At 73.3% G+C, this 23235-nt stretch carries 20 protein-coding genes and 1 pseudogene; 9 read left to right on the top strand and 12 right to left on the bottom strand.

All coding sequences use genetic code 11. The annotated features are described in order from the left end of the window. Positions 1-24 precede the first annotated feature (24 nt). The 3 genes from OG974_RS00080 to OG974_RS00090 all read right to left on the bottom strand — a co-directional run bounded on the left by OG974_RS00080 (position 25) and on the right by OG974_RS00090 (position 6406). Positions 25-825 carry a DNA-formamidopyrimidine glycosylase family protein gene (locus OG974_RS00080; RefSeq protein ID WP_327278873.1) on the bottom strand — a complete coding sequence of 267 codons (801 nt, stop codon included), beginning with the start codon at positions 823-825 and terminating at the stop codon, positions 25-27. A gap of 113 nt (positions 826-938) precedes the next feature. Beyond that, the gene (locus tag OG974_RS00085; RefSeq protein WP_327278874.1) at positions 939-1646 is read right to left on the bottom strand and encodes a hypothetical protein; all 708 of its coding nucleotides are present in this window, start codon (positions 1644-1646) and stop codon (positions 939-941) included. A 170-nt stretch (positions 1647-1816) separates the two neighbouring features. Next, positions 1817-6406, bottom strand: a complete 4590-nt coding sequence (locus OG974_RS00090; protein ID WP_328763930.1) for an ATP-dependent helicase — start codon at positions 6404-6406, stop codon at positions 1817-1819. A gap of 80 nt (positions 6407-6486) precedes the next feature. Between OG974_RS00090 and OG974_RS00095 the strand changes: the two genes are divergently transcribed. The 4 genes from OG974_RS00095 to OG974_RS00110 all read left to right on the top strand — a co-directional run bounded on the left by OG974_RS00095 (position 6487) and on the right by OG974_RS00110 (position 9679). After that, complete coding sequence (locus tag OG974_RS00095) at positions 6487-7314, top strand: AraC family transcriptional regulator (RefSeq protein ID WP_327278876.1); 828 nt, start codon at positions 6487-6489, stop codon at positions 7312-7314. 10 nt (positions 7315-7324) lie between these two features. Further along, a complete protein-coding gene (locus tag OG974_RS00100) occupies positions 7325-8584 on the top strand; it encodes a DUF2716 domain-containing protein (protein ID WP_327278877.1) in 1260 nt (419 codons plus the stop codon). Between the two features lie 91 nt (positions 8585-8675). Then, entirely contained in the window at positions 8676-9374 is a 699-nt protein-coding gene (locus OG974_RS00105; protein ID WP_327285811.1) for an AzlC family ABC transporter permease, read from the top strand. Continuing rightward, positions 9371-9679: an AzlD domain-containing protein gene (locus OG974_RS00110; RefSeq protein ID WP_327278878.1), complete on the top strand. Its 309-nt coding sequence runs from the start codon at positions 9371-9373 to the stop codon at positions 9677-9679. Before OG974_RS00105 ends, OG974_RS00110 begins: the two co-directional genes overlap by 4 nt. Here OG974_RS00110 and OG974_RS00115 read toward each other — a convergent pair. Further along, positions 9660-10655 carry a hypothetical protein gene (locus OG974_RS00115; RefSeq protein WP_371644999.1) on the bottom strand — a complete coding sequence of 332 codons (996 nt, stop codon included), beginning with the start codon at positions 10653-10655 and terminating at the stop codon, positions 9660-9662. The two genes, OG974_RS00110 and OG974_RS00115, sit on opposite strands and share 20 nt — an antisense overlap. Before the next feature lie 82 nt (positions 10656-10737). Between OG974_RS00115 and OG974_RS00120 the strand changes: the two genes are divergently transcribed. Then, positions 10738-10932 (top strand): DUF3046 domain-containing protein, encoded by a 195-nt coding sequence (locus OG974_RS00120; protein ID WP_327278879.1) that lies wholly within the window; start codon positions 10738-10740, stop codon positions 10930-10932. Between the two features lie 215 nt (positions 10933-11147). Beyond that, positions 11148-12248 carry an AI-2E family transporter gene (locus OG974_RS00125; protein WP_329316436.1) on the top strand — a complete coding sequence of 367 codons (1101 nt, stop codon included), beginning with the start codon at positions 11148-11150 and terminating at the stop codon, positions 12246-12248. On the opposite strand, the gene OG974_RS00130 is transcribed toward OG974_RS00125, so the two are convergent. Continuing rightward, on the bottom strand, positions 12199-12957 hold the full coding sequence (locus tag OG974_RS00130; RefSeq protein ID WP_327278880.1) for a Clp protease N-terminal domain-containing protein: 759 nt from the start codon (positions 12955-12957) through the stop codon (positions 12199-12201). The two genes, OG974_RS00125 and OG974_RS00130, sit on opposite strands and share 50 nt — an antisense overlap. A 247-nt stretch (positions 12958-13204) precedes the next feature. Between OG974_RS00130 and recA the strand changes: the two genes are divergently transcribed. From recA to OG974_RS00145, 3 genes and pseudogenes are all read left to right on the top strand, one after another. After that, positions 13205-14317 (top strand): recombinase RecA, encoded by a 1113-nt coding sequence (gene recA, locus OG974_RS00135; protein WP_327278881.1) that lies wholly within the window; start codon positions 13205-13207, stop codon positions 14315-14317. Continuing rightward, positions 14209-14919, top strand: a pseudogene (recX, locus tag OG974_RS00140) (recombination regulator RecX); the annotation flags it as partial. The gene recA and the pseudogene recX, both read left to right, overlap by 109 nt. A gap of 96 nt (positions 14920-15015) precedes the next feature. Further along, a complete protein-coding gene (locus OG974_RS00145; protein ID WP_327278882.1) occupies positions 15016-17565 on the top strand; it encodes an FtsX-like permease family protein in 2550 nt (849 codons plus the stop codon). Positions 17566-17739: 174 nt separating this feature from the next. Here the strand turns inward: OG974_RS00145 and OG974_RS00150 are convergent, their stop codons facing one another. The 7 genes from OG974_RS00150 to OG974_RS00180 form a co-directional block, all read right to left on the bottom strand. Next, entirely contained in the window at positions 17740-18174 is a 435-nt protein-coding gene (locus OG974_RS00150; RefSeq protein WP_327278883.1) for a rhodanese-like domain-containing protein, read from the bottom strand. After that, positions 18171-18743, bottom strand: coding sequence for a cysteine dioxygenase (locus OG974_RS00155; RefSeq protein WP_327278884.1), 573 nt, complete (start codon positions 18741-18743; stop codon positions 18171-18173). Before OG974_RS00155 ends, OG974_RS00150 begins: the two co-directional genes overlap by 4 nt. Before the next feature lie 64 nt (positions 18744-18807). Further along, entirely contained in the window at positions 18808-18894 is an 87-nt protein-coding gene (locus tag OG974_RS00160; RefSeq protein ID WP_311318651.1) for a putative leader peptide, read from the bottom strand. A gap of 33 nt (positions 18895-18927) precedes the next feature. Beyond that, positions 18928-20499 (bottom strand): FAD-dependent monooxygenase, encoded by a 1572-nt coding sequence (locus OG974_RS00165; protein ID WP_329314687.1) that lies wholly within the window; start codon positions 20497-20499, stop codon positions 18928-18930. Between the two features lie 203 nt (positions 20500-20702). After that, positions 20703-21596, bottom strand: a complete 894-nt coding sequence (locus OG974_RS00170; RefSeq protein ID WP_329314689.1) for an amino acid ABC transporter permease — start codon at positions 21594-21596, stop codon at positions 20703-20705. Further along, the gene (locus tag OG974_RS00175; RefSeq protein ID WP_329314691.1) at positions 21593-22267 is read right to left on the bottom strand and encodes an amino acid ABC transporter permease; all 675 of its coding nucleotides are present in this window, start codon (positions 22265-22267) and stop codon (positions 21593-21595) included. The genes OG974_RS00170 and OG974_RS00175 overlap by 4 nt, the downstream gene beginning before the upstream one ends. Positions 22268-22350: 83 nt before the next feature. Then, on the bottom strand, positions 22351-23202 hold the full coding sequence (locus OG974_RS00180; protein WP_329314693.1) for a glutamate ABC transporter substrate-binding protein: 852 nt from the start codon (positions 23200-23202) through the stop codon (positions 22351-22353). Positions 23203-23235 lie beyond the last annotated feature (33 nt).

A 23235-nucleotide genomic window follows, 5' to 3' on the forward strand; every position in this document is an offset into this window, starting at 1 on the left:
TGACGGACCGTCAACAGTGGGGGATTAGCCGGGCGTCGGGCCGGATTGGCAGCGGGGGCACCAGTAGGTCGGGCGGTCGTCCTGCGGGGCCTGGCGGACCGGGGTGCCGCAGCGCAGGCAGGGGCGGCGGGCGCGCCCGTACACGAACAGCTCCTGGCCGCGGTGGCGGCTGCCGGTGGTGTTGCGGATCCCGCTGTCGCCGGTGTTGGCGCGCAGGAGGCGGTGGGCGGCTCCGGCCAGGCGGACGGCGGTGGTGGCGGGGTCGGGGAGGTCGCCGACCGGGGTCCAGGGGGTGACCTGGGCCAGGTAGCAGAGCTCGCTCTTGTAGATGTTGCCGATGCCGGCCAGGTTGCGCTGGTCGAGCAGGGCCTCGCCGAGGGGGCGCCCGGGGGTGGCGAGGAGGTTGGCGGCGGCCCGGTCCGCGTCCCAGTCCGGGCCGAGGAGATCGGGGCCCAGGTGACCGACGGCGCGGCTCTCCTCGGCGGTGCGCAGCAGTTCGACGACGGGGAGGCGGTAGCCGACGGCCGTGTGCCCGGCGGTGCCGAGGACGGCGCGGATCTCATGGTCGGGGCCGCCGTTCCATTTCCCGTGCACGGAGAAGATGCGCCAGGTGCCGTCCATGCCGAGGTGGGTGTGGAGGGTGAGGCCGCCTTCGAAACGGGCGAGGAGGTGTTTGCCGCGCGGGGTGACGTCCAGGGTGGTGCGGCCGGTGAGGTCGGCGGTGGCAAAGCGCGGGACGCGCAGGTCGCTGCGCGTCAGCTCGTGGCCGGCCAGGGCGGCGTGCAGCCGGGCCGCGGCGCGCCAGACGCTGTCTCCTTCGGGCATGGAGCCATTGTCGCCCCGCGACGGGCGAAGCCCCCGCCGCGCGGTGGCGCGGCGGGGGCTTCGGCCGGGACGGGGAAGGTGCGGAGGTGACCGCTACTGCTTCCGCCGGGCGACTACTTCCAGAAGAGGCCCTTGCCGTTGTTCAGCGAGTTGTAGGGGTCACCCCAGTACTCGGCGCCGACGACCTTGGTCTGGGCCGAGGGCGCCAGGGCGATCGCGCAGCCGGTCTGCGTCTGGCCGTTGGTGAAGCCCTTCGGCAGCGCGTCGTCCTTGCACTTCTCGAACTTGCCGAGGACGGAGACGCCCTGGGCCTCGGAGCCGTCCGGGAGCAGGCCCTTCATGTGGCCCACGGCGGCGAACGACAGGTCGACGGTGCCGACGTTCTTGACCGAGTAGCGGACGTAGTAGGGGATCATCCCCTTCACCTTGTCGCCCAGGTTGAGCGAGGCGAGGTCGGCCGGCTGCCCCTGCTCGACGGCGGTGACGGTGAGGGCGATGGTGCCGCCCTTGGTGTTGCCGTAGCTGAACGGTACGGTCGCCGTCTCGCCGATCTTGAAGGTCTGGCCGGGCTTCGCCTGGGCGCCCGCCGCGCCGCCCGCCGCGCCGCCGGAGGCGTCGCTGCCGCCGGTGGAGGGGCTGGCCGGGGCGGAGGGCTGTGCGGAGCCGTAGCCCTCCGGGGTGCTGGGCTGGCCGGCCGGGGCGCTCGACTGCGCGGGGCCGGCCTCCTCGTTGCCGTTCTTACAGCCGGTCAGCGTCAGGGTTCCGGCAACCGCCAGTCCGATGACGCCCGTTGCTGCTCGTCGCATACCGTTGGTGCTCACTTTTCTTCTCCCCCATGGCTGTTCACCTTGACGTGGCACCTTCACTTTCGATGCCTCCGTGGATCTTGATAGTCGAGAAAGGGCCGGCTCGGCCAGCTGAGACGGGCTTCGTGACATGCTCAATACATAAGCGGGACGTAAGTGCAATGGTCGATACCGGAATGCCGGATTCAGTTTCGTAGGCGCAGCCCTCGCGGAGTGGCATGGAATCCGGCGGTCTCCAGGTCCCGGCCCAGCGCAGAGGTCAGCGCCGGGGCCGCATTGACGCGCTCCACCGTGAGCGCCGGGAGGGTGCCGGCCCGGGACGCCGCCACGAGCGCCGCCGTGGCCGCCGCGAGCCGCGGGTCCTGCGCCGGGGGCCAGACCAGCAGCGTCTTGCCGCCCCGCTCCAGGTACAGGGTGAGCTCACCGTCGACCAGGACCACCAGCGAGCCCGCCTTGCGGCCGGGCTTGTGGGTGGCCCCGGCCGGGGGCTCGGGCCAGGGAAGGGCCGCCCCGTACGCGTTCGCCGGGTCGGCGGCCGCCAGGACCACCGCCGCCAGCGGGGGCGGGGTCCGCTCGGCCGACCGCAGCCGGTCCACCGCCCCGTCCATCGCGAACTGGGCCGCGCCCAGGCCCTCCACCACATAGCCGCGGCGGGCCTGCCCGCTGTCCTCGAAGGCCGACAGGACGCGGTAGACCGCACTGAAGCCGCCCTCCACGCCCTCGGCGGCGACCGCGCCCCGCGTGACCACGCCGTGCCGGTCCAGCAGGGTCCGGGCCAATGCGTGGGCCCGGTGGGTGGGGTCGGCCGCCTGTGCGGGCAACAACGACCAGCGGCCCGAAACCGTGGGCGGGCCCGGGCGGGACACCTGCGCGCCGAGCGTCCCGTACCGGCCGCGCGGGACGGTGCGCCGGGCCCGGTGGGCGGTGGCGCCCGCGGTCCGGCCCGAGCCGAGCAGCGAGCGCAGCGGGGACAGCGTGTCGTTGGTCAGCCGGCCCGACCAGGCCAGGTCCCAGACGACATCGGACAGTTCGAGGTCGGTGGCCTCGGACCACTTGGCGCGCACCGACTCCGCGAGCTGACGGAAGAACAGCCCGTACCCGCCCGACAGGGTGTCGAGGACCGCCTGGTGAAGGGGCGTCAGCTCCAGCGGGTGCGGCGGCGGCAGCAGTAGCGGAGCCGCGTCCGCCAGGTACAGCGAGACCCAGCCGTCCTTGCCCGGGAGGGCCCCGGCGCCCGCCCAGACCACCTCCCCCGTGGTGGTCAGCTCGTCCAGCAGGGTCGGCGAGTAGCCCGCCACCCGCGAGGGGAGGATCAGCCGCTCCAGCGCCGAGGCGGGCACCGGGGCACCCTGGAGCTGCTCGACGGCCCGGGCCAGACCGTCGATGCCGCGCAGGGCGCCGCCCAGGTGCTGCCACTGCGGCAGGAACGTGGCCAGGGAGGTCGGCGGGACCGGCTCCAGCTCCTGGCGCAACGCGGCCAGGGAGCGGCGGCGCAGCCTGCGCAGCACGGCCGCGTCGCACCACTCCTGGCCGATGCCGGCCGGATGGAACTCGCCCTGCACCACCCGCCCCGCCGCCGCGAGCCGGTGCAGGGCGCCCTCGGTCACCGCCGTGCCCAGGCCGAAGCGGGCGGCGACGGCGGCCGTGGTGAACGGCCCGTGGGTACGGGCGTACCGGGCCATGAGGTCGCCGAGGGGGTCCTTGACCGGCTCGGTGAACGCCTCCGGGACGCCGACCGGGAGCGCCGTACCCAGCGCGTCGCGCAGCCGGCCCGCATCCTCGATCGCCGCCCAGTGGTCCGCTCCGCCGATCCGGACCGCGATGGCCCGGCGGGCCTCGGCCAGGGCCTTCGGCCAGGCCGGGTCGGCGCCCCGCTCGGCCAGTTCGGCGCCGGTCAGCGGGCCGAGCAGACGCAACAGGTCGGCGACGGACTCGGCGTCCTTGGCCCGCCGGTCCTCCGTCAGCCACTGGAGCTCCAGCTCCAGTTCCTCCAGCACTTGCGCATCGAGCAGTTCGCGCAGCTCCGCCTGGCCGAGCAGCTCCGCCAACAGGCGGGAGTCCAACGAGAGCGCGGCCGCCCTGCGCTCGGCGAGCGGCGAGTCCCCCTCGTACAGGAACTGGGCGACGTACCCGAAGAGCAGCGACCGGGCGAAGGGCGACGGTTCCGCGGTGGTGACCTCGACCAGGCGGACCCGGCGCGCCTCGATGTCCCCCATCAGCTCCGTCAGACCCGGCACGTCGAACACGTCCTGGAGGCATTCCCGTACGGCTTCCAGCACGATCGGGAACGAACCGAACTCCGAAGCCACCTGGAGCAGCTGGGAGGCCCGCTGGCGCTGCTGCCACAACGGAGTGCGCTTGCCGGGACTGCGGCGCGGCAGCAGCAGGGCGCGCGCCGCGCACTCGCGGAACCGGGAGGCGAACAGTGCGGAGCCGCCCACCTGGTCGGTGACGATCTGGTTGATCTCCCCGTGCTCGAAGGCTACGTCGGCGGCGCCCAGCGGGGCCTGCTCGTCGTCGAACTCGAAGGCGTGCGGGTTCGCCGGATCGTGGTCGAGCAGGTCCATGGACAGCAGGTCCGCATCCGGGAGGCGGAGCACGATCCCGTCGTCCGCATGCATGACCTGCGCGTCCATCCCGTACCGCTCGGCGAGGCGGGCGCCGAGGGCCAGCGCCCAGGGGGCGTGCACCTGGGCGCCGAACGGGGAGTGGACCACGACCCGCCAGTCGCCGAGCTCGTCACGGAACCGCTCGACCACGATGGTCCGGTCGTCCGGGACGTGGCCGCAGGCTTCGCGCTGCTCCGCGAGGTACGCCAGCACGTTCTCCGCGGCCCAGGCGTCGAGGCCGGCCGCCACCAGGCGCAGCCGGGCGTCCTCCTCGGTCAGGCCGCCGAGCTCGCGCAGGAACGCGCCGACCGCACGGCCCAGTTCGAGGGGGCGGCCCAGCTGGTCGCCCTTCCAGAACGGCAGCCGGCCGGGAACCCCGGGCGCGGGGGAGACCAGCACCCGGTCGCGGGTGATGTCCTCGATCCGCCAGGAGGTGGTGCCCAGCGTGAACACGTCCCCCACACGGGACTCGTAGACCATCTCCTCGTCGAGCTCGCCGACCCGGCCCCCGCCCTTCTTCGGGTCCGCGCCCGCGAGGAACACCCCGAACAGCCCGCGGTCGGGGATGGTGCCGCCGGAGGTGACCGCGAGCCGCTGCGCCCCCGGCCGGCCGGTGACCGTCCCCGCCACCCGGTCCCACACCACCCGCGGTCTGAGCTCCGCGAACGCGTCGGACGGGTAGCGGCCCGCCAGCATGTCCAGGACCGCGGTGAACGCCGACTCCGGCAACGCCGCGAACGGCGCCGCCCGCCGCACCAGCGCCAGCAGCTCGTCCAGCTGCCAGGTGTCCATCGCGGTCATCGCCACCAGCTGCTGCGCGAGCACGTCCAGCGGATTCGACGGGATGCGCAGCGACTCGATCGACCCGGTGCGCATCCGCTCGGTGACCACGGCCGCCTGGACCAGGTCCCCGCGGTACTTGGGGAACACGACGCCCGTCGAGACCGCGCCCACTTGGTGCCCGGCCCGGCCCACGCGCTGGAGCCCCGAGGCCACCGACGGCGGCGACTCCACCTGCACCACCAGGTCCACGGCGCCCATGTCGATGCCCAGTTCCAGACTGGAGGTCGCGACCACGGCGGGCAGCCGGCCCGCCTTCAGGTCCTCCTCCACCAGCGCCCGCTGCTCCTTGGAGACCGAGCCGTGGTGCGCCCGCGCCAGCAGCGCCGGGGCGCCCCGGGCCGCCCCCGACTGGGCCATGACCTCCGCCGGGGGCGAGCCCTCGGGCAGCTCCTCGCCCACGGCGCGCTCGTACGCGATCTCGTTCAGCCGGTTGCACAGCCGCTCGGCGAGGCGGCGGGAGTTGGCGAACACGATCGTCGAACGGTGCGCCTGGACCAGATCCGCGATCCGCTCCTCCACGTGCGGCCAGATCGACGGCTTGTCCCCGCCGTCCTTGCCCTCCGTCGCCGGCGAGCCGCCCAACTCGCCCATGTCCTGCACCGGGACGACCACCGACAGGTCGAACTCCTTCGACGAAGGCGGCTGGACGATCTCCACCTTGCCGCGCGGCGCGAGGTAGCGGGCCACCTCGTCCACCGGCCGGACCGTCGCCGACAGGCCGATCCGGCGCGCCGGGCGGGGCAGAAGCTCGTCCAGCCGCTCCAGCGACAGGGCCAGGTGCGCGCCGCGCTTGGTCCCCGCCACCGCGTGCACCTCGTCCAGGATCACCGTCTCGATCCCGGCGAGTGCCTCGCGCGTCGCCGACGTCAGCATCAGGAACAGCGACTCGGGCGTGGTGATCAGGATGTCCGGCGGCCGGGTGGCCAGCGCCCGCCGCTCCGCGGGCGGGGTGTCCCCGGAGCGGATCCCCACCCGCACCTCCGGCTCGGGCAGGCCCAGCCGGACCGACTCCTGGCGGATGCCGGTCAACGGACTGCGCAGGTTGCGCTCCACGTCGACCGCGAGGGCCTTCAGCGGGGACACGTACAGCACCCGGCAGCGCTTCTTCGGTTCGGCGGGCGGCGGGACCGACGCCAGCTGGTCGAGGGCGGCGAGGAACGCGGCCAGGGTCTTGCCGGAACCCGTCGGCGCCACGACGAGCACGTCGGAGCCCTCCCGGATGGCCCGCCAGGCCCCCTCTTGCGCGGACGTCGGCCGCGCGAAGGCCCCCGTGAACCAGGAGCGGGTCGCGGGGGAGAACGATTCGAGCGCAGAGCCGGCCATGCCCCCATCCTGCACCCGGGCACCGACAACGGCCCGGACCTGGGCAAACACCAGGACGGGGCGGGGCGCAGAATGGGGGCATGGCGGACGAGACGGAGTGGGCGAGGCACTGGCGGTACCCGGAACTGCCCGGCCTGGACCTGCTGCGCGCCCACTACGTGCGCCACACCTTCCCGCGGCACGCCCACGACGGGTACGTCATCGCCGCCGTCACCGGCGGCATCGAGGAAGTCGGCCTGCCCGGCGGCACCGTCCGCGCCGGACCCGGCAGCGTGGTCCTGATCAACCCCGAGGTGCCGCATACCGCGCGCGCCGGTGCTCCCGAGGGCTGGGTGTACGCCACCCTCTACCCCTCGCGGGAACTGATCGCCGAGGTGGCCGCGGACATCGGCAACCTGCGAGGCACCCCCGGCTTCACGGCCGACTCGGTCACCGACCCGCAGACCTCGCACACCATCACCGAGGTGCACCGGGCCGCCGAGGAGGGCAACGCACTGGCCGCCGACACGCTGCTGCGCGCCGCCGTGGCCCGGATGCTGACCCGGTACGCCGGGCCGCTGCCCGCCCGTACGGTCCGCAGCGCCGGTGCCGTCGACGCCGCGGCGGCCCGGGCCGTGCTCCAGGAGCGGATGGCCGAGCCGCCCTCGCTGGAACAGCTGGCCGCGGAACTGGGGACCAGCCCGTTCGCCCTGCTGCGGGCCTTCCGGGACCGGTACGGGATGCCGCCGCACACCTGGCTGACCGACGCCCGGGTCCGGCGGGCCCGCCGGCTGCTCGACGCGGGTACCGCGCCGGCCGAGGCGGCCCTCGCCGTCGGCTTCACCGACCAGCCGCACCTGAACCGGCACTTCACCCGCATCGTGGGGGTCCCCCCGGGTGCGTACCGCCGCGAGCGGGCGGGGCGTTAGGCTCCCCGCCGTGGACCGGTCGGAGCAGGCCAGGTTGTGGGCCGCGTACGCGGCGCAGGTACGGGGGCGGGTGCCCGAGTGGCCGCCGACGGGCGCCGTGATCGAGCGGGACGGGCCCCTCGTACGGACCCACTACGGCACCCACGGCACGGTCGGGCACCAGCCGCTCACGGACGTCCCGCGCGCCGAGCTGGCCGGGCTGGTGCGGCGGCAGCAGGAGGCCTTCGCGGCACGCGGCGAACCCGTCCGGTGGAACGCGTACGGGCAGGACCCGCCGGATCTGGCGCAGGAGCTGGCCGCCGCCGGGTTCACCGCGGACGCCCCCCGTTCACTGCTCGTGGCGGATCTCGCGCGGCTCGCGCCGAACCGGGCCGCCGGGGCCGGTGCCGCCGACGTCCGTTCGATCGGGACGGCCGGCGGCCCGCAGGCGGACTCCTCCTGGCGGGCCTTGGCCGCCGCGAGCGGGCCGCACGCCAAGCCGCTCGCCGAGTTCGAGGCCGACCGCGGTTGGCGCTGCGACCCCGGAGACCTCTCCCTGCTGTTCGAGCAGGGGCGCGTGGTGGCCGCCGGCTGGACGGAGGTCGCCCGCGGCACCGAATTCATGCTGGTCGGCGGGGTGACCGAGCCCGCCGCGGCCGCCGCCTTCGTCCGCCACTGGACACCGCCCGGCCCGGCGGGGTACTGCGCCGCCGAGGCGGTCGGGGAGCTGCGCACGGCTCTCCTCGCGGCGGGATTCGTCGAGCTCACCACCGTCCGCACCCTCCGGCTCGACCTGGCCGTGGCCCCCGCCCGGACCCGGCCCGTCCGGGAACTCGCGGGGGCGGAGGAGGACGCGGTGTGGGACCGGCTGCGCACCGGCTTCGGCTTCCGGACCAGGGTCGTGGACATGCCCGGCTTCGCCGCGCCCGTCCCGTCCGCCACCTGGCCGCTCGGCGACCCCGAGGAGGAGCTGGTCGCCGCGCTGGACCGGATCGTCCGGCGCGGGCTGGCCGCCGTCACCCCGGCCGGTGAGCAGGTGTGGTGGCTGGACTGGCAGCACCCCTGCTACTCCGCCGACCCGCAGCGGGTCGGCGGCCCCGGGCAGCCGCAGTGGCCGGGCCGGGCGTACCCGGACGGCGACTTCCACCTCTACGTGGACCCCGACCTGCGCTTCGGCACCTTCGGCCACCCCTGGGAGCACACCCTGACCGTGTTCGGCGCCGGGCTGCTGGGCGCGGTGGGGGCGGAGCTGACCGACCTGCTCGGCGTGGCGGTGCGACGCCGGGACTGAGCCCCTCACCTCGCACCTCCTCCCGCGTGCAAGAACGTACAAGACCCGGCCGCCCCGCCCTGCGTACGGTCACGGCGTGCGAGAACGTCAGATGGTGAGGCAGGAGACCCCCGGCGGGGCGGCGGAGCGGCCGCGCGGCGCCGTCATACGCGATGCGCTCGGGGTCGGGGTGGCCGTCGGGCTGTCCGGGTTCGCGTTCGGGGTGACCGCCGCCGGGGCCGGGATCAGCGTGCTCCAGGCCTGCGTCCTGAGCCTGCTGGTGTTCACCGGCGCCTCGCAGTTCGCGCTGGTCGGGGCCCTGGCCGCCGGCGGGAACCCGTTCACCGCCGCCGCCGGCGCCTTCTTCCTCGGCACGCGCAACGCCTTCTACGGGCTGCGGCTGTCCCAGCTGCTGGCCCTGCCCCGGCCCGTACGGCCGCTCGCCGCCCACTGGGTGATCGACGAGACCACCGCCGTGGCACTGGCCCAGCCCGACCGCAAGTCGGCACGGCTCGGCTTCACCGTGACCGGGCTGAGCCTGTACGTCCTGTGGAACCTGACCACCCTGCTCGGCGCCCTCGGCGCCGAAGCCCTGGGCGACACCGACGCATGGGGGCTGGACGCCGCCGGACCGGCCGTGTTCCTGGCCCTGCTCGCGCCGATGCTGAAGACCGCCACCGAGCGGGCCGTCGCCGCGCTCGCCGTCGTCCTCGGGCTGGGCCTGCTCCCCGTACTGCCCGCCGGGCTGCCCGTGCTCGTCGCCGCCCTCGCCGCCCCGGCGGTCCTCTGGCTGAAGGGACGCCGCTCGTGAACGTCTGGATCGCCATCGCGCTCACCGTCGCCGGCTGCTACGCCGTCAAGCTCGCCGGGCTGCTCGTGCCCGCCGGGGCACTGGAGCGGCCGACGGTGCGCAGGCTCGCCGCGCTGCTGCCGGTCGCGCTGCTGGCCGCGCTCACCGCCCAGCAGACCTTCGGCACCGGGCAGGCCCTCGTGCTCGACGCCCGCGCCGCGGGGCTGGCCGCCGCCGGACTCGCGCTGCTGCTGCGGGCCCCGTTCCTGCTGGTCGTCGGGGCCGCCGTGGTCGTCACCGCAGGCGTCAGGGCCCTGGGCGGGTAGCCTCCGCCGGGGGATCGCCGGCCAGCGGGCGCCCGTACGCGCGCAGCGTCAGCAGCGCCTCCAGGGTGGCGATCGGACGCCGCTCCAGCGAGCTGCCCGGCGCCCATGCGAGGCGCCGCACCGGCCAGCCGCCGTCCGGCTGCTGCCCGGCGGCCAGGAAGTCCAGCGAACGCCTCAGCTCCTCGTCGGTGAACCAGCCGCGCGCCAGAGATTCCGGCCGCCGGGCCACATCGTGTGGGAAGAGCAGCTCGCCCGGGGCGCACCCCGGATACGGCGGGTACTCCCGGAGGCGGCGCGGGTCGAGCACGACGAGCCGCTGCTCGCGCACGAGCCGCCCCAGCCGGTCCGCGGCCGCCACCGCCCGCGCCCGGTCGGGGGCGCCGTCGAGGAACGCCACCGCGCTCTGGACCTCGTACGGGTTCGCGTGGCGCAGGGTCTCGACCCGCTCCCAGCAGAAGTCCGTGGCCCGGAACAGCCACGCGTGCCAGATCCGGTTGCGGTGCAGCACGCCGACCACCGGGCCCGTGGTGAGCAGCTCGCCCGGCGGGTCGTCGAGCACCGGGTGGTACGGGGCCGCCGGGTAGGCGCGCGGCGCCGGGAGGACCACCGGGAGCGCGCCGTCCGCGGTGGAAACGCGGGTCAGGTGACGGCAGAGCCGCTCGATCCGCTGCCCGGCGCAGCGGCCCAGGCTGTCCAGGACCCGCAGGGCGTGCGCCGTGTGCAGCGGCTGGCTGAGCGGGCCGCGCAGATCCGGATCGAGGGCGTGGCCGTAGCCGCCGTCGGCGTTGAGGTAGGAGCCGAGGGCGGTGTCCACTGCGTCGGGGTCCCCGCCGAGGAAGTGGAACGCGAAGCGCCGCTGCTCCAGCACCCGGGCCGTGAGCCACATGAACCGCTCGGCGCGGGCCAGCGGGGACGGCGGGGTCAGTGGAGTCGGTGCAGTCGGTGGGGCCGGCGCGCAATCTTCGTCTCCAGACATGCGTGACACCGTAGGACGCGGCGGCGCGGGGACGGAGGGCGAACAGCGCCGGTGCACTCTCCCGGGGCGGGATACTGGGGGCATGCGGTTGACGATTTTCTGGGAGCGGATGGCCGAGCACTTCGGCGCGGCGTACGCGGAATCCTTCGCGCGGGACCACGTCATGACGGAGCTCGGCGGACGCACCGTCCACCAGGCGCTGGACGCGGGCTGGGAGGCCAAGGACGTGTGGCGCGCGGTGTGTTCGGCGATGGACGTGCCGGCCTCGCTGCGCTGAGGCCGGCGGCCGTTTCCCCGTCCGCGCGGCGGGTGGGACAGACTGGCCGTGTGGCAGCCACCGATGAGACGACCGTGACGACGACGACCGACACCGCCGACACGCGGGGTCCGGGCGGCCCGGCCGATGCGACGGACCCGGCCGGTCCGGCCGATCGGACCGGTCCCGCTGAGCCTCCCGGCGGCGCCGGGGCAAGGGCGGCGGCCGGGGCTCGGATGCCGCGCTGGCTGCCGCGCGCGATCGTCCTCGCCCTGGCCCTCATCGCCTGCTTCCAGCTCGGCAGCTGGGCCTTCCACCAGCTGACCGGACTGCTCGTCAACATCCTGATCGCGTTCTTCCTCGCCCTCGCGATCGAACCCGCCGTGGCCCGGATGTCGGCCCGCGGCATGCGCCGCGGGCTCGCCACCTTCCTGGTGTTCCTCGGGGTGTTCGTCGGGGCCGCCGGCTTCGTCGTCCTGCTCGGCTCGATGCTCGCCGGGCAGATCGTCGGCATGGTGGAGGGCTTCCCGAGCTATCTCGACCGCGTGATCGACTCGATCAACACCACCTTCCACACCGAGCTGTCCCGGCTCGCGATCCAGGACAGCCTGCTGCACTCCGACTGGCTCCAGAAGTACGTGCAGAACAGTGCGACCGGCGTGCTCGACGTGTCCGCCACCGTGCTCGGCGGACTCTTCAGACTGCTGACGGTCGGGCTCTTCTCCTTCTACTTCGCCGCCGACGGGCCGAGGTTGCGGCGCGCGCTGTGCTCCGTACTGCCGCCGGCGAAGCAGTCGGAGGTGCTGCGCGCCTGGGAGATCGCGGTCGCCAAGACCGGCGGCTACCTCTACTCGCGCAGCCTGATGGCCCTGGTGTCCGGCATCGCGCACTACGTCGTCTTCGCGGTCCTCGACGTGCGGTACGCGCCCGCCCTCGCGGTGTGGGTGGGACTGGTCTCCCAGTTCATCCCCACCATCGGCACCTACCTGGCGGGCGCGCTGCCGATGCTGATCGCCTTCACCGTCGACCCCTGGTACGCGCTGTACGTCCTCGGGTTCGTGGTGGTCTACCAGCAGTTCGAGAACTACCTCCTCCAGCCGAAGTTGACCGCGCGGACCGTGGACATCCACCCCGCAGTGGCCTTCGGCTCGGTCATCGCCGGCACCGCCCTGCTGGGCGCGGTCGGGGCGCTCATCGCGATCCCGGCCGTCGCCACGCTGCAGGCCTTCCTCGGCGCGTACGTGAAGCGGTACGCGCTGATGGAGGGGGCGGACGGCGCGCAGTCCGCTACGACTTCCCGTCCATCCCGGCGAGTACGGCTGCCAGGGCTTCGGTGACGGTCGCCTCGACGGCGGCCTTGTCCACGCCGAGACCGCTGAGCACGCCTTCGCCGTTCTCCAGTTCGAGGAGCGCGAGCAGGATGTGCTCGGTGCCGACGTAGTTGTGGCCCAGGCGCAGCGCCTCGCGGAAGGTGAGCTCCAGGGCCTTCTTGGCACCCGCGTCGAAGGGGATGAGGTCCGGGATGTCGGTCCCGCCCTCGGGCAGGGCGGCGGTCGCGGCGGCCCGCACGGCGTCGACGGAGACGTTCTGGGCGCGCAGGGCCATCGCGGCGAGCCCTTCGGTCTGGGCCAGCAGGCCGAGGACCAGGTGTTCGGTGCGGATCTCGGTGCCGCCGGCGGCGCGGGCCGCGCTCTGGCTGGTCACGACGACGTTGCGGGCCCGGGGGGTGAACCGGGCGAAGCCCTGGCTGGGGTCGAGGTCACCGGCGTCGCCCTTGTCGCCCTTGGGGACGAAGCGCTTCTGGGCGGCCTGACGGGTGACGCCCATGCTGCGGCCGATGTCGGTCCAGGAGGCGCCGGAGCGGCGGGCCTGGTCGACGAAGTGGCCGATGAGGTGGTCTGCGACGTCCCCGAGGTGCTCCGCGGCGACGACGGCGTCGCTGAGCTGCTCCAGGGTGTCGGTGTGGACCTTCTTGATGGCCTCGATGAGGTCGTCGAGGCGTACCGGATTGGTCATGCGAACGGGTTCCACCGAAGGGTTCGTCATGAGTGCAACCCTAGGTTGACAGTCCAAGAGGTGTCAACCATGGGTTGTCACTCCGGGGGGAAGTGTCGCCGCCCGGCGGGTCCGGCCGCCCTCCGGGTGGGCGGCGCGCGGCGCGCTTGACAGGGAAATCGAACATCCATTCTGATGAGTTATCCACAGCCGAACCGGGCGTGGGAGCGCATTGTCAGTGGCAGGCGTTAGCGTCAATGGCGTGAAGCGATCGACTCAAGCAAACCGGGTGGAACCCATGGCAGGCACCGACCGCGAGAAGGCTCTCGACGCCGCTCTCGCACAGATTGAACGGCAATTCGGCAAGGGTGCGGTCATGCGCCTCGGCGACAAGCCGAACGACCCCATCGAGGTCATCCCCACCGGGTCGACCGCGCTGGACATCGCCCTCGGCGTCGGCGGGCTGCCCCGCGGCCGTGTGATCGAGGTGTACGGCCCGGAGTCCTCCGGTAAGACGACCCTGACCCTGCACGCCGTGGCCAACGCGCAGAAGGCCGGCGGCACCGTCGCCTTCGTGGACGCCGAGCACGCGCTCGACCCCGAGTACGCGAAGGCCCTCGGCGTCGACACCGACAACCTCATCCTGTCGCAGCCGGACACCGGCGAGCAGGCGCTGGAGATCGTGGACATGTTGGTCCGCTCCGGCGCCCTCGACCTCATCGTCATCGACTCCGTGGCCGCGCTCGTGCCGCGCGCGGAGATCGAGGGCGAGATGGGCGACTCGCACGTGGGTCTCCAGGCCCGACTGATGAGCCAGGCGCTCCGGAAGATCACCGGTGCGCTCAACCAGTCCAAGACCACCGCGATCTTCATCAACCAGCTCCGCGAGAAGATCGGTGTGATGTTCGGCTCGCCCGAGACCACCACCGGTGGCCGCGCGCTGAAGTTCTACGCCTCCGTACGTCTCGATATCCGCCGCATCGAGACCCTGAAGGACGGCACGGACGCGGTCGGCAACCGCACCCGCGTCAAGGTCGTCAAGAACAAGGTTGCGCCGCCGTTCAAGCAGGCCGAGTTCGACATCCTCTACGGCCAGGGCATCAGCCGCGAGGGCGGCCTGATCGACATGGGCGTGGAGCACGGCTTCATCCGCAAGGCCGGCGCCTGGTACACGTACGAGGGCGACCAGCTCGGCCAGGGCAAGGAGAACGCCCGCAACTTCCTGAAGGACAACCCCGACCTCGCCAACGAGATCGAGCGGAAGATCAAGGAGAAGCTGGGCGTGGGCGTGCGCAAGGACGCCGCCGCCGACGAGGCAGCCACCGCTGCTGCGCCGGCCGACGCCGCGGCCGTGCCCGCCCCCGCGTCGAAGGCCAAGACGACGGCCAAGGCCGCCGTCGCCAAGAGCTGACCGTGCGGGAGCAGGAAAGGGGCGGCGGGAACGGCGACCGGGAGGGCCGCCGCGAAGGCGGCCGCGAAAGCCGCCAGGAACTGCCGCCCCAGAGTCCCGAGGAGCAAGCGCGGGCGATCTGCCTGCGCCTGCTCACCGGGATGCCGCGCACCCGGCGGCAACTCGCGGACGCCCTGGACAAGCGGGGCATCCCCGAGGAGGTGTCGCAGGAGGTCCTCTCCCGGTTCGAGGAGGTCGGCCTGATCGATGACGCCGCCTTCGCCGGGGCCTGGGTCGAGTCCCGGCACCGCGGCCGGGGCCTCGCCCGCCGGGCCCTCGCGCAGGAGCTGCGCACCAAAGGGGTGCACGCCACCCTCGTCCAGGAGGCCCTGGAACAGCTGGACTCCGACCAGGAGGAGCAGACCGCCCGCGAGCTCGTGGAGCGCAAGCTCCGCACCACGCGGGGCCTGGAGCGGGACAAGCGGATCCGGCGCCTCGCCGGGATGCTCGCCCGCAAGGGATACCCGGAAGGCATGGCCCTGCGGGTGGTCCGGCGCGCGCTGGAACAAGAGGGCGACGACGGCACGGACGCGGACGAAGACCCGGGGTACCCCCGGTTCTGAACCGCACCGCAGGGCCCGGGGGTGGGGGTAGCCCCCGGGTCGAGACGCCAGGGTGCTTCACTGCCAACGGGCAGCCCCGGCGACAGAGTTGACCGCATGATGCTGCGTTACGCCCTCCAGACCGTCCGGGACCGCAAAGCCGGTTTCCTCGGCGCCTTCGTCGCGCTCCTGTGCGCTGCCGCCCTCATCACCGCCTGCGGCACGCTCCTGGAAACCGGACTCCGCGGAAAGATCGCCACCGAGCGCTACGCGGCCGCACCGGTCGTCGTCTCAGCCGACCAGAACGTGCACCAGACGACGGTCAAGGTGAAGAAGGGCGACCCGCAGAAGGTCAAGACGAAGCACAAGGCCAAGCCCGTCGCCGAGAGGGCCTGGCTGCCCGCCGCCACCGTGGAAGCGGTCCGGTCCGTGCCGGGCGTCGAGCGGGCCGTGCCCGAGCTCAGCTTCCAGGCCGTCCCCCTCGTCAAGGCCGCCGGCGCCACGAAGCCCTCGTACGGGCACGCCTGGACCTCCGCCGTGCTCACGCCCTTCACGCTCGCCGAGGGGCGTGCCCCGCAGGGCGGCGGCGAAGTCGTCGTCGACCGCGAACTGGCCGCCCGAGCAGGGCTGAAGACCGGTGCGACGCTCACCGTGCAGGCCACCGGCGAGCCCAAGACGTACACCGTGAGCGGGATCGCGCAGACCGCCCGCGGCGACCTCGAACGGCAGAACAGCCTGTTCTTCGGCGACGCCGAGGCACAGCGGCTGGCCGCCCGCGACGGACGGGTCACCGCCATCGGGATCCTCCCCGCGCCCGGGACCGACCCCGGCGAGCTGGCCGAACGGATCGGGAAGGCACTCCAGGGCACCGGCGCACAGGTCGCCACGGGCGACGACCGCGGGCCCGTGGAATTCCTCGACGCGGCCGGCGCACGCATCAAGCTGGTCTCCATGGGCGGAGCCATGGGCGGCACCTCCCTGCTCGTCGCGATCCTCGTCGTCGTCGGCACCTTCGCCCTCTCCGTCCAACAGCGCTACCGCGAGCTCGCCCTGCTGCGCGCCATCGCCGCCACCCCGAAGCAACTGCGCAGCATGATCGGCCGCGAGGCCCTGCTCGTGGGCCTGGCCGGCGGTGTCGCCGGGTCGCTCGCCGGACTCCCGCTCGCCGCTTGGCTGCACGGCCGGTTCGTCCTGAGCGGGGTCGTCCCCGCCAACCTGGAGCGCACCGCTGGGATCTTCCCGATGTTCGCCGCCGTCGGCGCGAGCCTGCTCGGAGCCTGGGCCGCCGCCCGCATCACCGGGCGGCGGATCGCCCGGATCCGCCCGGCCGAGGCGCTCGCCGAAGCCGCCGTCGAGCGGGGCCGGCCCGCATGGATCCGGATCGCGATCGGGGTGCTGCTGCTGGCCGGCGGTGCCGTACTGGTCGCCGTACTGAGCGCGCTGCGCACCGAGCCCGCCTCGACGCCGGTGACCTTCCTCGCGGTCGTGGTCCTCGCCGGCGCGGTGTCGCTGCTCGGCCCGCCGCTGGTCCGGGGCGCGACCGCGCTGCTCGCCGGCCCGCTGCGGCTGACCGGCCCGGGAGGGCACCTGGCCACCGCGAACCTACGCGGCAACGCCACCCGGATGGCCTCCGCGGTCACCCCGCTCGCCCTGCTGATCGGCATGACCTGCACCGTCCTGTTCATCACGCCGACGCTGGGCAACGCCGGCCGGGCACAGGCCCGAGACGGGATCCGGGCCGGCTGGGTACTGGCCGCGCAGGGACCGGGCGTCACCGGCGGGGCCGCCGAAAGCATCCGGCGCACCCCCGGGGTCACGGCGGCCACCGAGATCGTGCACACGTCCGTACGGGTGGGGCTGACGAAGTACGGCGCGCAGGGGGTCACCCCGGCCGGACTGACCCGCACCTGGGACCCCGGTGTGACGAGCGGCACCCTGGACGGCTTCGGCGAGAAGAGCGTGGCGGTGAGCGAAGTGGCCGCCGATCAACTGGGGCTGAAGCCGGGGAGCCCGCTGGAGCTGGCGCTGGGCGACGGGACCCCGGTCACCCTGACCGTCTCGGCCGTCTACGCGCGGGGGCTGGGCTTCGGGGACGTGACGCTCCCGCACGACCTGGTCGCGGCGCACGTGGACGCCCCGCTGGCGAGCAGCGTGCTGGTGGCGGCCGAGCCGGGGACCGGGCGCGAGCAGCTGACCGCGGCGCTGCGGGGGTTCCCGGGCGTCGGGGTGCTGTCGGCGCGGGACGCGGACGCGGCACGGGCGGAGCAGCAACAGGCGGGCGCCGAGATCAACCTGCTGGCGATGGGGCTGGTGCTGGCCTTCACCGCGATCGCGGTCGTCAACACGCTGGCGATGTCCACGTCGGAGCGGCTGCGGGAGTTCGCGATGCTGCGGCTGGCCGGGGCGAAGCGGCGCCAGGTGCTGCGGATGCTGCGGACGGAGGCGCTGGCGGTGCTGCTGATCGGCGCGGTGCTGGGGTCGGGGATCTCGCTGGCCGTACTGACCGCGTTCAGCGTGGGCATGACGGGAGCGGCCGCGCCGGCGGTGCTGCCGGTGGTGTACGTGTCAGTGCTCGGCGTGGCGGGGCTGCTGGCCCTCGCGGCCACTGCCCTGCCGGGGCGGGTCGCGCTGCGGGTGCCGCCGGTGGAGGTGGCCACCTCGCGGTAGCCGCCCGGCCCGCCGGTGACCCGGGGCCTCGCCGCCGAAGCGGCGGGGCCCCGGACCCGGTGGCGTGCGTGGCCTGCGGGCTGGTCCCCTACCCGCCCTTCGCCCGTTCCCCCGGGCTCCGCCCGGACCCGGTCCTCAAACGCCGGACGGGCTGGAAGACCCCGGGCCCGGTCCTCAAACGCCGGACGGGCTGGAAGACCCCGCCACGGGCTCGTGTGCGGGGCGGGTGACCGGGAGGCCGGCGGCTTTCCAGGCCTGGAAGCCACCCGTCAGGTCCGTGGCGCGGTGCAGGCCCAGCGCGTGGAGGGAGGCCGCCGCGAGGGAAGAGGCGTACCCCTCGTTGCAGATCACCACGACCCGCAGGTCGTGCGAGGTGGCCTCGGGGGCGCGGTGCGAGCCCTGGGGGTCCAGGCGCCACTCCAGTTCGTTGCGCTCCACCACCAGCGCGCCCGGGATCAGGCCGTCGCGGTCGCGCAGCGCCTGGTACCGGATGTCCACCAGGAGCGCGTCGCCCGCCCGGAACGCGGCGTGTGCCTGCGCCGGGTCGATGCGGGCGTACCCCGACCGGACCCGTTCCAGCAGGGCGTCGATGCCGACGGGCGCGCTCACTGCCAGTCCGCCGGACGCTCGACCTGCTCCAGCGTGAGCACCCGGCCGGTGCGGCTGTAGCGGCGGATCAGGGGCAGCGGCGGGTAGTACGCGTGCACCGACACGGCGTGCTCCGCCGGCGACTCGTTGAGCACCTCGTGGACGTGGTGCTCGCCGAAAGCCCGGCCCGTGCCCGGGCCCAGGCTGCGGCTGCGGTCCAGGTCGGGGGCGAGTTCCAGGCTCCGCCAGCCCTCCGAGGGCAGCCGGACGGCCAGGGAGTGCTCCCTGAGCCGGCCGCGGGCGGTGACGAACGCGCCCTGCGACTCGGCGTGGTCGTGCCAGCCGGTGCCGGTGCCCGGCGGCCAGCCGATCACCCAGGCCTCGCTGCCGCCCGGCCCGTCGAGGCGGATCCAGGTCCGGCCCTCGGGGTCGAGGGGGAGGGCGTCGATGACCGCCGGGTCGGCGGCGGTGCGCAGGGCGAAGTCGAGGAGTTCCGCGGCCGTCACCGAGGGGGCGCGGGCGGCGCGGACGGGGGCGTGCGGAGGTGCGAGGGGCGCAGTGGATGCACTGGGTGCAAGGGGCGCAGACATGGGGGCGTGACCGTCCTGGGGGTTCGCGAAAGTGCGCGCGGAGCGCGCGGGAGGAGAGGGCGAATCAGCAGGAAGGGCGACACACGCAGCCCGCGTAGCGGAGCAGGTCCATATGGACCCTCCGCCACAGGCGTACGTCGTTGCCGGTCATGTCCGCGAGTCAAGCACGAGGAACTCGGACCGGTCAATCGATCACGGCTGGATGTGTGGTGGAAGACTCCCGTAGCAGCCCGGGCGCCCCCGAGCGGACGGTGTCCGCCGCCTCGTACAGCTCCGCGGGCCGCACGCCCGCGAAGGTCGCCGCCAGGTGCCCGTCCGGCCGGACCAGGAGCACCGTGTGCGCCGGGGCGCCCGGGTAGCCGTCCGCTACCAGCAGTTCGGTGCGGACCGGGAGGGCGCTCACCGCCGCCGCGAGCCGCGGCATCAGCCCGGCGCCCAGCCAGTGCCGCCGGTCCCAGACCCCGGTGCCGGGGGCGACCAGCACCACCAGCAGGCGCCCGCGCCCCATCAGATCGCGCAGCGGCACCGTCGACCCGTCGGGCGCGGTGACGGGAACGTCGGCCACCTGGCCGCCCGGCTCCGTGTCGGTGGGCACCTCGCGCACGGCCACCGGTGGGGCGTACGTCGGCGCCGCGCCCAGCGGCCCCCGCCCCAAGTGGCCGTCGGTCAGGAGCAGTTCACCGGAGCGGGTGGAGCCCGGCAGCAAGGTCCGCAGTCCGCCCCCGCCGCGGAGCACCGGCATCGACTGGTCGGCGGCGCGCAGCCGCGCCGCGACCGCCGTACGTCGTTCGGCCTCGTAGCTGTCGAGCAGTTCCTCGGAGGCGCCCTGGTGCCAGGCCACGCTCAGCTTCCAGGCGAGGTTCTCGGCGTCGCGGAGCCCCTCCTCGACCCCCTGCGTGCCGAGGGCGCCCAGCAGGTGGGCGGCGTCCCCGGCGAGGAAGGCCCGGCGGTCGCGCCAGCGCCGGGCGAGCCGGTGGTGCAGCGTGTGGACCCCGGTGTCGAGCAGGTCGTACGGGGGAGTGGTGCCCCCGCACCAGCTCGCGAGGCTGTCCCGGACGAGGGTCACCAGAGCGTCGGGGGTGACCAGATCGCCGCGGGCCGGAAGCAGCCAGTCCAGCCGCCACACCCCGTCGGGCAGCGGTCGGGCGGTGGTCTCCTGCGGCGGGTCGCGGTGCAGCAGGGCCTCGCCGGGCCAGGGGAGTTCGGTGCGCAGCGCGGCCACGGCATGCCGTTCGACGGCGGTGCGGCCCGGGAAGCGGATGCCGAGCAGTTTGCGCACGGTGGAGCGGGCTCCGTCGCAGCCGACCAGGTAACTCCCGCGCCACCAGGTCGTCTCGGCGCCCCGGGTGTGTGCGGTGACCCCGCGGTCGTCCTGTTCGAGGGAGTCCAGTTTGCTGTCGGCGACCAGCTGGACCAGGGGGTGCGCTCCCGCGGCGTCGCGCAGCCCGCGGGCGAGGGCGTGCTGCGGCAGGTGCAGGGGGGCGGATCCGTCGTCGAAGGTGGTCCGCCCGGTGTCACGGCCGCGCCGCATGGTGCGCCAGGCCGCGTAGTACGCACCCTCGTCGCGCAGGGTCGTACAGCCCAGCCGCTGCGCCATCGCGGCGGTGTCGGTGTGCAGGACGACGGTCCGGGCCGGCCGGGGCAGGTCCTTCCCCGGTCCCTCGTCGAGCACGACGCAGCGCACGCCCGAGCCGGCCAGGGCCAGGGCCAGCGACAGTCCGACGGGCCCCGCGCCGACGACGATCACCGGGTCCATGATGCGGCTCCCGATGTCCGGTATGTGATCACAGAACGTATGCAACCCACTGGAGGTGCCTGCGTCAAGTGACACCCGCCCCGCCAACGCCGTGTGGTGCGGCGGATGAGTTCCGCCGCACCACAGGTGTCACGCCAGTGTACTGACCGGACGTCAGGCTTCCGTTGTCGGGGAGCCGTGTCCGCCGGGGGGCCGAGCGGGGGTCAGGGGGCCTGACCCACGCCTGCCGCTCCGCCCGCGTCGACCTCGGCCACGTCCCCGGCGACGACCGCGCCGGTGCCCTTCTGCGACTTCCGCAGCCGCCCTTCGAGCCAGGAGGCGAAGGTGGTGAGCGCGAAGTTCACGGCGATGTAGATCAGGGCGATCACGACCATGGTCGCGATGGTGTTGCTGTAGTTGGCGGAGATCTGCCGGTTCATCGACATCAGGTCGGCGAAGCCGAGGACGGCGCCGCCGAGCGCCGTGTCCTTGAGGATCACCACGAGCTGGCTGACCAGGGCGGGCAGCATCGCCGTGACGGCCTGCGGGACCAGGACGTACGTCATGATCTGGCCCTTGCGCATGCCGATCGCCTTGGCCGCGTCGGTCTGGCCGCGCGGCAGCGTCAGGATGCCGGCCCGGACGATCTCGGCGATGACCGAGGCGTTGTACAGGACCAGGCCGGTGACCACCGCGTACAGCGGCCGCAGGTCGGAGCTGACGGTGCCGAGCATGACGTACAGGGCGGAGCTGAAGATCATCAGCATCAGGACCGGGATGGCACGCAAGAACTCCACAACCGTGCCGACCGGGACGCGTATCCAGGCGTGGTCCGAGAGCCGGGCGATTCCGAGGAGCGCACCCAGCGGCAGCGCGATCACCATGGCGATCAGGCCGGCCTTGAGGGTCTCCCCGAGGCCCGGCAGCAGGAACGTCGTCCAGATCTGGCTGTCGGTGACGAACGGGGCCCACTTGTCGGCGTCGAGCTGGTTCTTCTCCGCCATGAGGGACAGCGCCCACCACATGACCAGTGCGAGGAGTACCAGGAAGACGCCGGTGTAGATCCAGTTGCGGGCCTTGGCCTTGGGGCCGGGGGTGTCGTACAGAACGGAGCTCATCGCTTCACCGCCACTCGCTTGGCCACCCAGCCCAGCAGCAGGCCGGTGGGCAGGGTCAGCAGGACGAAGCCGAGAGCGAAGACGGCGAAGACGGCGAAGATCGCGTCCGACTCGTTCTCCAGCATTTCCTTCATCAGCAGGGCCGCCTCGGCCACACCGATGGTCGCGGCCACCGTGGTGTTCTTGGTGAGGGCGATCAGTACGTTCGTGAGCGGGGCGATGACCGCCCGGAAGGCTTGGGGGAGCACGATCAGGGTGAGTACCTGGAAGAAGCTCAGGCCCAGTGCGCGGGCGGCCTCGGCCTGGCCCACAGGGACCGTGTTGATGCCCGAGCGGATCGCCTCGCAGACGAACGTGCCGGTGTAAGCGATCAGGCCCAGAATCGCGAGGCGGAAGCCGACCTCTTTGGAGGTCCCACCTCCGAGCGTGATGCTCAAGGTCTGGTAGAGGCCCAGCGAGCATCCGAGGACCAGGAGGGTCAGCGGGATGTTGCGCACGATGTTGACGTACGCGGTGCCGAAGGCCCGCATCAGCGGGACCGGGCTGACCCGCATTCCGGCCAGGGCGGTTCCCCAGATGAGGGAGCCGACCGCCGAGTAGAGGGTGAGCTGAACCGTCACCCAGAAGGCTCCGAGCACGTCATATTGCCCGGAATTAAGAAAGTCGAACACGTTGCCCTGCGCTCTCCCCAGGATGGCCGGTGAGAGGGGCCGCTGCCCGAGGCAGGCGGGCGGCGGCCCCTCTCACCGATGAATCAGCTGCCTTCGGTGATCTGCGGCGCCGGCTCGGCCTTGTAGTTGGCCGGGCCGAAGTTCGCGTCCACGGCCTTCTGCCAGGAGCCGTCCGAGACCATCTTCTTGAGCGCGGCGTTCACCTTGGTCTGGAGCTCGGTGTCGCCCTTCTTCAGGCCGATGCCGTAGGGCTCGTTGCTGAGCTTCAGGCCGGCCAGCTTGAACTTGCCCTTGTTCTTCTCCTGCGCGGCGTAACCGGCCAGGATTGAGTCGTCCGTGGTCAGGGCGTCGACGGCCTTGTTCTCCAGGCCGGTGAGGCACTCGGAGTATCCCGGGAACTCCTGGAGGTCGGCCTCGGGGGCCAGCTTGGTCTTGACGTTCTGCGCCGAGGTGGAGCCGGTGACCGAGCAGAGCTTCTTCTTGTTGAGGTCCTCGGCCTTGGTGATCGAGGTGTCGTCGGCGCGGACCAGCAGGTCCTGGTGGGCCAGGAAGTACGGGCCGGCGAAGTCGACCTTCGCTTTGCGCTTGTCGTTGATCGTGTAGGTCGCGACGACCAGCTTCACGTCACCGTTGGCGAGCAGGTTCTCGCGCTCGGCGCTGACGGCCTGCTTGAACTCGATCTGGTCGGGCTGGTAGCCCAGCTCCTTGGCGACGTACGTCGCCACGTCGACGTCGAAGCCGGTGAACTTGCCGTCGGGCGTCTTGAGGCCCAGACCCGGCTGGTCGAACTTGATGCCGATGACGATCTTGTTCTTGGCGCCACCGGACGCGCCGCCGTCACTGCTCGCCTTGTCGCTGCTGCCGCCGCAGGCGGTCGCGGTCAGAGCGAGGACTGCGGCCACGGCCGCGGCCGCACCGGCCTTGAAAACCTTCATGGTGAACTTCCCTCGGATGAGACGTTGTTGGAC

Source organism: Streptomyces sp. NBC_00597 (assembly GCF_041431095.1).
GTDB lineage: Bacteria > Actinomycetota > Actinomycetes > Streptomycetales > Streptomycetaceae > Streptomyces.